Genomic DNA, 8825 nt, shown 5'->3' on the forward strand with positions numbered 1-8825 from the left:
CGCCCTTGCTCGCGCAGAACTGTGCAAGCCCGTCAACCCTCAAATGTCCCACGCGCGACACGCCCTGTCGGGTAGTCCCTCAAACAGTCAGTCACCGTGTTCCATTACTGTTCGCCGTTGTCGCAATCAACCCGCGAGGAAGCCATGGAATTCACCAGAAAGCTTTTCGGCCTTTCAGTGGCGGCGGCCTTCTCGCTGCACGCCGGCATCGCCTTCGCGCAGGCCGGCGAAACCGTCAAGATCGCGTGGATCGATCCGCTGTCCGGGCCGTTCGCGAGTCTCGGGGCGAACCAGCTGAAGAGCTTCCAGTTCATGGCCGAGCGCATCAGCGGCAAGAAGAACCCGGCCGGCGTCACCTTTGAGGTGGTCGGCTTCGACAACAAGGCCTCGCCGCAGGAAAGCCTGAACGTGCTGAAGGCCGCCATCGACCAGGGCTTCCGCTACGTCACGCAGGGCAACGGCTCGGGCGCGGCAGCGGCCATCATCGACGCGGTGTCCAAGCACAACGAGCGCAACCCGGGCAAGGAGATCGTGTTCCTGAACCACTCCGCGGTCGACCCGGACCTCACCAACAGCAAGTGCAACTACTGGCACTTCCGCTTCGACGCCGACACCTCGATGAAGATGGAGGCGATGACGACCTACATGAAGGACCAGCCGTCCATCAAGAAGGTCTACCTGATCAACCAGAACTACTCGCACGGCCAGCAGGTCTCGAAGTTCGCGAAGGAGACGCTGGCCCGCAAGCGCCCCGACATCCAGATCGTCGGCGACGACCTGACGCCGCTCGGCCAGGTGAAGGACTTCTCGCCCTACGTCGCGAAGATCAAGCAGAGCGGCGCCGACACCGTGATCACCGGCAACTGGAGCCAGGACCTGACGCTGCTGATCAAGGCCGCGAAGGACGCCGGCCTCGACGTCAACTTCTACACCTACTACGCGAGCGTGATCGGCACGCCCACCGCGATCGGCGCGGCCGGCGAGGGCAAGGTCAAGATGATCGCGTACGCCCACCACAACATCCCGGGCGACATCGCCGCGGTCGGCGAGGAGTTCAACAAGAAGTTCAAGGAAGACTTCTTCACCACCGACATCTACAACATCTTCACGATGCTGCCGGCCGCGATGGCCAAGGCGAAGAGCACCGACCCGGTGAAGGTGGCCGCCGCGATGGAAGGCCTGACGGTGAAGGGCTTCAGCGGCGAGATCACGATGCGCGCCTCCGACCACCAGATGCAGCAGGGCCTGTACCTGAGCACCTGGCGCAAGGTCGATGCGAAGAACAAGTACAACGTGGAAGGCACCGGCTACACCTTCGTGCCGGACAAGTTCTACGAGCCGTACGTGTCGAGCACGCCCACGTCGTGCCAGATGAAGCGTCCGGGAGCTTGAATCCCATCCACTGACAATCCCGCGGTCGACCACCCGGTCGCCGCGGGATTTTTGTTGACGCATCCATGGAGTTCTTCACCACATCGCTGCTGAACGGCATCAGCTACGGGCTGCTGCTGTTCATGCTGAGTTCCGGCCTCACGCTGATCTTCAGCATGATGGGCGTGCTGAATTTCGCGCACGCGAGCTTCTACATGCTGGGCGCGTACTTCGCATACACGACGACGCTGTTCCTCGGCTTCTGGCCGTCGCTGGTGGTCGCGCCGCTGCTCACCGGCGTGGTCGGCGCGCTGTTCGAGCGCTTCTGCCTGCGTCGGGTGCATCGCTTCGGCCACGTCGCCGAGCTGCTGATCACGTTCGGGCTGTCGTTCGTGATCCTCGAGCTGGTGCAGCTGACCTGGGGCCGCTCGGCGGTCGACTACCGCGTGCCGGCGGTCCTCGACGGCCCGCTGTTCACGCTGTACGGCACGCAGTTCCCGATGTATCGCGCGTTCATGATGGGGGTCGCGCTGCTGATGCTGGTGTCGGTGTGGCTGCTGCTGTCGCGCACCCGCATCGGGCTGGTGATCCAGGGCGCGCTGACGCACCCCGACATGGTCGAGGCGCTCGGCCACAACGTGCCGCTGGTGTTCATGGGGGTGTTCGGCGGCGGCGCGGCGCTGGCCGGGCTGGCCGGCGTGATCGGCGGCAACGCCTACGTCACCGAGCCGACGATGGCCGGCGCGGTCGGGCCGATCATCTTCGTCGTCGTCGTGGTCGGCGGCATGGGCTCGCTGGCCGGCGCGTTCGTCGCGTCGCTGCTGATCGGGCTGATCCAGACCTTCGCGGTCGCGCTCGACCAGTCGGCGCTCGGCGCGCTGCAGTGGGCAGGCCTCGCGATCACGCCCGAGACCTTCGGCTACCCGCTGCTGAAGCTGAAGATCTCGCAGGTGGCACCGATCCTGCCGTACCTGCTGCTGGTGCTGATGCTGATCTTCCGCCCGAAGGGCCTGATGGGGACGCGCGAAGGATGAGTGCCGTGCTGAAGTCGGTCGAGCGGGTGGCGGATCGCGAGGCGGGCGGGCGCATTCATTTCCGCCCGTGGAACGTCGGCCGCTGGGTGGTGTGGGGCGTGTTCGCGCTGCTGCTGATCGTCGCGCCGATGCTGTTCACCAGCGGCCTCGCGATGACGATGCTGTCGCAGATGGGCTACATGGTCATCATCTGCCTCAGCTACAACCTGCTGCTCGGCCAGGGTGGCATGCTGAGCTTCGGGCATGCGGTGTATGTCGGGCTGGGCGCGTTCTTCGCGATCCATGCGATGAACCTGATCGGTGCCGGCGGGCTGCCGCTGCCGATGAGCCTGGTGCCGCTGGTCGGCGGGCTGGCCGGCGCGGGCGTCGCGGCGCTGCTCGGCTGGGTGACGACGAAGAAATCGGCCAACACCTTCGCGATGATCACGCTGGGCGTCGGCGAGCTGGTCGCGGCGATGGCGCTGATGTTCCCCGAGTTCTTCGGCGGCGAGGGCGGCGTMAGCTCGAACCGGGTGGCCGGCAAGGCGGTGCTGGGCATCACCTTCGGGCCGCAGGTGCAGGTCTACTACCTGATCGCGGTCTACTGCTTCGTCTGCACCGCCGCGCTGTATGCGCTGACGCGCACGCCGCTCGGCCGCATGCTGAACGCGGTGCGCGACAACCCGGAGCGCGTCGAGTTCGTCGGCTACAACACGCAGGTGGTGCGCTACCTGGCGTTCGTCATCGCCGGCTTCTTCGCCGGCATCGGCGGCGGGCTGACGGCGCTGAACTTCGAGATCGTCACGGCGGATTCCGTGGGTGGTTTCCGCTCGGGCAGCTACCTGCTGTTCACCTTTCTCGGCGGCGCGTTCTTCTTCTTCGGGCCGGTCATCGGCGCGGTGCTGCTGGTGCTGGCCTTCGTGCTGTTCTCCGAGATCACGAAGGCCTGGCAGATCTACCTCGGGCTCGTCTTCATGTTCATGGTGATGTTCGCGCCCGGCGGCATCTCGAGCCTGATCATGATGAACCTGCGCGTCGCGGCCTTCGGCAAGCTGCGCCGGCTCGCGTCGTCGTACCTGGCGCTCGGCGGCACGGCCGCGGTGGCGCTGGCGGGTGCGGCGGCGATCGTCGAGATGATCTACCACGTGCAGCTCAACTCGGCGCTCGGCCCGACGCTGCGCTTCATGGGCGGCACGCTGAACGTGCAGGGCCTGGACAGCTGGTTCGGTGCGGTGTTCGTGATGGCGGTCGGCATCGCGATGTTCGAGCTGGCGCGGCGCGAGTTCAAGCGGCAATGGGACCAGACCCAGCAGGAGATCGAGAAAGAGATCAAGCGGAGGGAAGCCCTGTGAGCGCGCATCCCTTTGCACTCGAGCTGACCGATGTGCGCAAGAGCTTCGGCAAGACCGAGATCATCCGCGGCGCGTCGCTGAGCGTGAAACCCGGCGAGCGGATCGCGATCATCGGGCCGAACGGCGCCGGCAAGTCGACGCTGTTCAACCTGATCAGCGGGCGCTTCGGCGTCAGCACCGGCGACATCCGGCTGAACGGGGCCTCGATCGCCGGCCGCAAGCCGTACGAGATCAACCGCATGGGCCTCGCGCGCAGCTTCCAGGTGTCGAACCTGTTCGTGCGGCTGTCGGTGTTCGAGAACATCCGCTGCGCGGTGCTGTGGAGCATGGGCTACCGCTACGCGTTCTGGAAGTTCCTCGCCGACCTGCGCGACGCGAACGACCGCGCCGACGAGGTGCTGCGCATGATCAAGCTCGACAAGAAGCGCGACGTGCAGGCGATGAACCTGACCTATGCCGAGCAGCGCGCGCTGGAGATCGGCATCACGATCGCCGGCGGCGCGAGCGTGATCCTGCTCGACGAGCCGACCGCCGGCATGAGCAAGAGCGAGACGACGCGCTTCATCCAGCTGATCCGCGAGGTGACGGTGGGCAAGACGCTGCTGACGGTGGAGCACGACATGGGCGTGGTGTTCGGCCTGGCCGACAAGATCGCGGTGCTGGTGTACGGCGAGGTGATCGCGTTCGACGTGCCGGAGGCGGTGCGGGCGAGTGCGAGGGTGCAGGAGGCGTACCTGGGCTCGGTCCTCGCGGCGCATGGGGCGTGACGATGCTGAAACTCGACAACCTGCATGCGTTCTACGGCAAGAGCCACGTGCTGCACGGCGTGACGCTGGACGTGAAGCCCGGCGAGATCGTCAGCCTGCTGGGCCGCAACGGCTCGGGCCGCTCGACCACCGTGAAGGCGATCATGGGGCTGGTCGACGGGAAGGGCTCGGTGCGCTGGGGTGGACGCGAGCTGCTCGGGCTGAAGGCCTTCGAGATCGCGCACCAGGGCATCGGCTACGTGCCGGAGAACCGCGACATCTTCCCGAAGCTGACGGTGCACCAGAACCTGCTGCTCGGCGAGAAGCGCGGAAAGCAATCGCCGCGCTGGTCGTTCGACGACATGTACGCGATGTTCCCGCGGCTGAAGGAGCGCCAGCACACCGAGGCGGGCGTGCTGTCGGGGGGCGAGCAGCAGATGCTGACGCTGTGCCGCACGCTGATGGGCGACCCGGACCTGATCATGATCGACGAGCCGACCGAGGGCCTGGCCCCGAAGATCGTCGAGCAGGTCGCGCAGTACCTGAACGAGCTGAAGCGGCGCGGCGTCTCGGTGCTGCTGGTCGAGCAGAAGCTGACCATCGCGCTGGAGATCTCGCAGCGCTGCTACGTGATGGGGCACGGGCGGATCGTGTTCGAGGGCACGCCGACCGAGCTGAAGTCGAACGCCTATATTCGCAAGGAGTGGCTCGAGGTCTGACCCGGACGCCGATCCGGGTTTGTCGCTGACGAGACATCACCCCGCCACGATTCCTTCCTAGAATCGAACGATCGTTCTATTCCCACTCTCCACCACCGGAGGACTCTGCATGAGCGCCACCTACGAACTTCGCGGCCCGGTTGCCGTGATCACGCTCGACAACCCGCCTGTCAACGGCCTCGGCTACGACACCCGCAAGGGCATCACCGACGGGCTCGACAAGGCCCAGGCCGACGGCAAGGTCAAGGCTGTCGTGATCACCGGCGCCGGCAAGGCCTTCTCGGGCGGCGCCGACATCCGCGAGTTCGGCTCGCCGAAGGCACTGCAGGAGCCGAACCTGCTGAGCGTGATCCTCGCGGTGGAGGCCTGCACGAAGCCGGTGGTCGCCGCGATCCACACCGTGTGCATGGGGGGCGGGTTGGAACTCTCGCTCGGCTGCCACTACCGCGTGGCCGCGCCCGGCACGCAGGTGGCGCTGCCCGAGGTCAAGCTGGGCCTGGTGCCCGGTGCCGGCGGCACGCAGCGCCTGTCGCGCGTGATCGGTGTCGAGAATGCGCTGAACATGATCGTCAGCGGCGAGCCGGTGAAGAGCGAGCTGCTCGCGATGGCGCCGGGGCAGAAGCTGTTCGACAGGATGATCGACGGCGACCTGCTCGCCGGTGCGGTGGCGTTCGCGACCGAGGTCGCAGACAAGCGGCCGTTGCCGCTGGTGCGCAACCTGAAGGCCGAGCATCCGAACCCCGACGCATTCTTCCAGTTCGCGCGCAACACCGTRGGCGCAATGTCGAAGAACTTCCCGGCACCGCTGCAGTGCGTCGAGACGGTCGCGGCCTCGGTCTACAAGAAGTTCGACGAAGGCATGAAGCAGGAGCGCGAGGCCTTCATCGCGCTGATGATGACGCCCGAGAGCCGGGCGCTGCGCCATGCCTTCGTGGCCGAGCGTGCGACGACCAAGATCCCCGACGTGCCGGCCGACACGCCGGTGCGCGACGTGAAGAAGCTCGCGGTGATCGGTGCCGGCACGATGGGCGGCGGCATCGCGATGAACTTCCTGAACGCCGGCATCCCGGTCGTGATGCTCGAGATGAAGCAGGAGGCGCTGGACAAGGGCGTCGCGATCATCCGCAAGAACTACGACGCGCAGGTCAAGAAGGGCAAGCTGAAGCAGGACAAGCTCGATGCCCGCATGGCCTTGCTGAGCACGACGCTGAACTATGCCGACCTGAAGGACGCCGACATGGTGATCGAGGCGGTGTTCGAGGACATCGGCGTGAAGGAGCAGGTCTTCAAGACGCTGGACGAGGTGATGAAGCCGGGCGCGATCCTCGCGAGCAACACCTCGACGCTGGACGTCAACAAGATCGCGTCGTTCACGAAGCGTCCGCAGGACGTGATCGGCACGCACTTCTTCAGCCCGGCCAACGTGATGAAGCTGCTGGAGGTGGTGCGCGGCGAGAAGACCGCGAAGGACGTGCTGGCCACCGTGATGGCGCTGGGCAAGAAGATCAGGAAGACCTGCGTGGTGTCGGGCGTGTGCGACGGCTTCATCGGCAACCGGATGATCGAGCAGTACTCGCGCCAGGCCGGCTTCCTGCTGGAAGAGGGCTGCACGCCGCAGCAGGTGGACAAGGCCGTCGAGAAGTTCGGCTTCGCGATGGGCCCGTTCCGCATGGGCGACCTGGCGGGCAACGACGTGGGCTGGTACATCCGCAAGCGGCGCTACCTGGAGAAGCCGGACCTGCGCTACAGCAAGACTGCCGACCTGCTGTGCGAGATGGGCCGCTTCGGCCAGAAGACCGGTGCCGGCTGGTACGACTATGTGCCGGGCAAGCGCGATGCGATCCCGAGCGCGCTGGTCGACGGGATGATCGAGAAGCACCGGGCCGAGCTGGGCATCACGCCGCGCAAGATCAGCGATGACGAGATCGTGCACCGGCTGGTGTATGCGCTGGTGAACGAGGGCGCGAAGATCGTCGAGGAGGGGATCGCGCTGCGCGCGAGCGACATCGACATGGTCTACCTCACCGGCTACGGCTTCCCGCTGCACCGCGGCGGCCCGATGTGCTATGCCGACACCGTCGGGCTGTTCAACGTGGCCGCGGCGATGAAGCGCTTCGCGCAGAACCCGCATGACGACGCCGCGTTCTGGCAACCGGCGCCGCTGCTGGCGCGCCTGGTGGCCGAAGGCAAGACTTTCTCCTGATCAGGGGCACACACCATGACCAATGCAGTGATCGTTTCCACCGCCCGCACGCCGCTGGCCAAGAGCTGGAAGGGCGCCTTCAACATGACGCACGGCGCGACGCTGGGCGGGCACGCCGTGAAGGCGGCCGTCGAGCGCGCGGGCATCGCGCCGGCCGAGGTCGACGACGTGATCATGGGCTGCGCGACGCCCGAGGGCGCGACCGGCAGCAACATCGCACGGCAGATCGCGCTGCGCGCGGGCCTGCCCATCACGACCAGCGGCGTGACCGTGAACCGCTTCTGTTCGAGCGGCCTGCAGACCATCGCGATGGCCGCGCAGCGCATCATCGCCGGCGAGGGCGACGTGTACGTGGCCGGCGGCGTCGAGAGCATCTCGTGCGTGCAGAACGAGGCCAACCGGCACATGGGTGCCGACCCGTGGTTGCGCGAGCACAAGCCGGAGATCTACTGGAGCATGCTGCAGACGGCCGAGCAGGTGGCCAAGCGCTACAAGATCGGCCGCGACCGGATGGACGCCTACGGGGCGGCGAGCCAGCAGAAGGCCTGTGCGGCGCAGGATGCCGGCAAGTTCACCGACGAGATCGTGGCGGTCACGGTGACCGCGGGCGTGGCCGACCCGGTGATGGGGCTGCGCAGCAAGGAAGTGACGATCAGCGTCGACGAAGGGCTGCGCTATGGCACGACGGCCGAGAGCATTGCGGGCATCAAGCCGGCGCTGCCGGGCGGGCTGATCGCGGCGGGCAATGCGAGCCAGTTCAGCGACGGCGCGGGCGCCTGCGTCGTAATGAGCGAGGCGCTGGCGCAGCAGCGCAACCTGAAGCCGCTGGGGCGTTTTCTCGGCTTCGCGGTGGCGGGTTGCGAGCCGGACGAGATGGGCATCGGACCGGTGTTCGCGGTGCCGAAGGTGCTGAAGCGCCTCGGGTTGTCCGTGAAGGACATCGACCTGTGGGAGCTGAACGAAGCGTTCGCGGTGCAGGTGCTGTATTGCGCCGATACGCTCGGAATTCCGATGGACCGCTTGAACGTCAACGGCGGCGCGATTGCTGTCGGCCATCCGTATGGCGTCAGTGGTCAGCGCTTGACCGGCCATGCACTGATCGAGGGCAAGCGCCGTGGGGCCAAGCGGGTCTGCGTCACGATGTGCATCGGTGGCGGGATGGGGGCGGCTGGGGTGTTCGAGGTGCTGTGACCGTGTGTCAGGCGCGGGTGGGGAGGCTGTGGCGCGCCGTCGGGTGCGGTCCTCGCCCCTGGCGGGGCGAGGACTGCCCTGCGCTGGCTGGTTTCATGACCCGTCGCCCAAACTCCCGCCACTCACTTCGTTCGTTGTGGTCAAACAGTGGGCGACAGTCAGTTCACGAAGCGCGCTGCGCGCGCGGGCCATGAAACCAGCCAGCTCCGGCGCCCCCTCCTTATTGGCGC

The 8825-nt window shown here is 66.6% G+C and carries 7 protein-coding genes; all 7 read left to right on the forward strand.

Going from position 1 to position 8825, the window contains the following annotated elements:
- The first annotated feature begins 144 nt into the window (after window positions 1–144).
- The 7 genes from AC1D1T_RS26955 to AC1D1T_RS26985 all read left to right on the forward strand — a co-directional run bounded on the left by AC1D1T_RS26955 (window position 145) and on the right by AC1D1T_RS26985 (window position 8595).
- Window positions 145–1392 carry a branched-chain amino acid ABC transporter substrate-binding protein gene (locus AC1D1T_RS26955; RefSeq protein ID WP_047510295.1) on the forward strand — a complete coding sequence of 416 codons (1248 nt, stop codon included), beginning with the start codon at window positions 145–147 and terminating at the stop codon, window positions 1390–1392.
- Window positions 1393–1457: 65 nt separating this feature from the next.
- Window positions 1458–2405 (forward strand): branched-chain amino acid ABC transporter permease, encoded by a 948-nt coding sequence (locus tag AC1D1T_RS26960; protein ID WP_465111944.1) that lies wholly within the window; start codon window positions 1458–1460, stop codon window positions 2403–2405.
- Window positions 2402–3736 (forward strand): branched-chain amino acid ABC transporter permease, encoded by a 1335-nt coding sequence (locus AC1D1T_RS26965; protein ID WP_477828440.1) that lies wholly within the window; start codon window positions 2402–2404, stop codon window positions 3734–3736. The genes AC1D1T_RS26960 and AC1D1T_RS26965 overlap by 4 nt, the downstream gene beginning before the upstream one ends.
- The gene (locus AC1D1T_RS26970; RefSeq protein ID WP_477843007.1) at window positions 3733–4503 is read left to right on the forward strand and encodes an ABC transporter ATP-binding protein; all 771 of its coding nucleotides are present in this window, start codon (window positions 3733–3735) and stop codon (window positions 4501–4503) included. Before AC1D1T_RS26965 ends, AC1D1T_RS26970 begins: the two co-directional genes overlap by 4 nt.
- A gap of 2 nt (window positions 4504–4505) precedes the next feature.
- Window positions 4506–5201, forward strand: a complete 696-nt coding sequence (locus AC1D1T_RS26975; RefSeq protein WP_477829031.1) for an ABC transporter ATP-binding protein — start codon at window positions 4506–4508, stop codon at window positions 5199–5201.
- Window positions 5202–5310: 109 nt separating this feature from the next.
- A complete protein-coding gene (locus AC1D1T_RS26980) occupies window positions 5311–7404 on the forward strand; it encodes a 3-hydroxyacyl-CoA dehydrogenase NAD-binding domain-containing protein (protein WP_465111945.1) in 2094 nt (697 codons plus the stop codon).
- A gap of 15 nt (window positions 7405–7419) precedes the next feature.
- Complete coding sequence (locus AC1D1T_RS26985; RefSeq protein WP_477843011.1) at window positions 7420–8595, forward strand: acetyl-CoA C-acyltransferase; 1176 nt, start codon at window positions 7420–7422, stop codon at window positions 8593–8595.
- Window positions 8596–8825 lie beyond the last annotated feature (230 nt).

Source organism: Rhizobacter sp. P2_H3 (genome assembly GCF_056403355.1).

Coding starts and splice junctions, on each gene's coding strand:
- AC1D1T_RS26955 (WP_047510295.1), top strand. CDS start 145: ATGGAATTCACCAGAAAGCTTTTCGGCCTTTCAGTGGCGGCGGCCTTC.
- AC1D1T_RS26960 (WP_465111944.1), top strand. CDS start 1,458: ATGGAGTTCTTCACCACATCGCTGCTGAACGGCATCAGCTACGGGCTG.
- AC1D1T_RS26975 (WP_477829031.1), top strand. CDS start 4,506: ATGCTGAAACTCGACAACCTGCATGCGTTCTACGGCAAGAGCCACGTG.
- AC1D1T_RS26985 (WP_477843011.1), top strand. CDS start 7,420: ATGACCAATGCAGTGATCGTTTCCACCGCCCGCACGCCGCTGGCCAAG.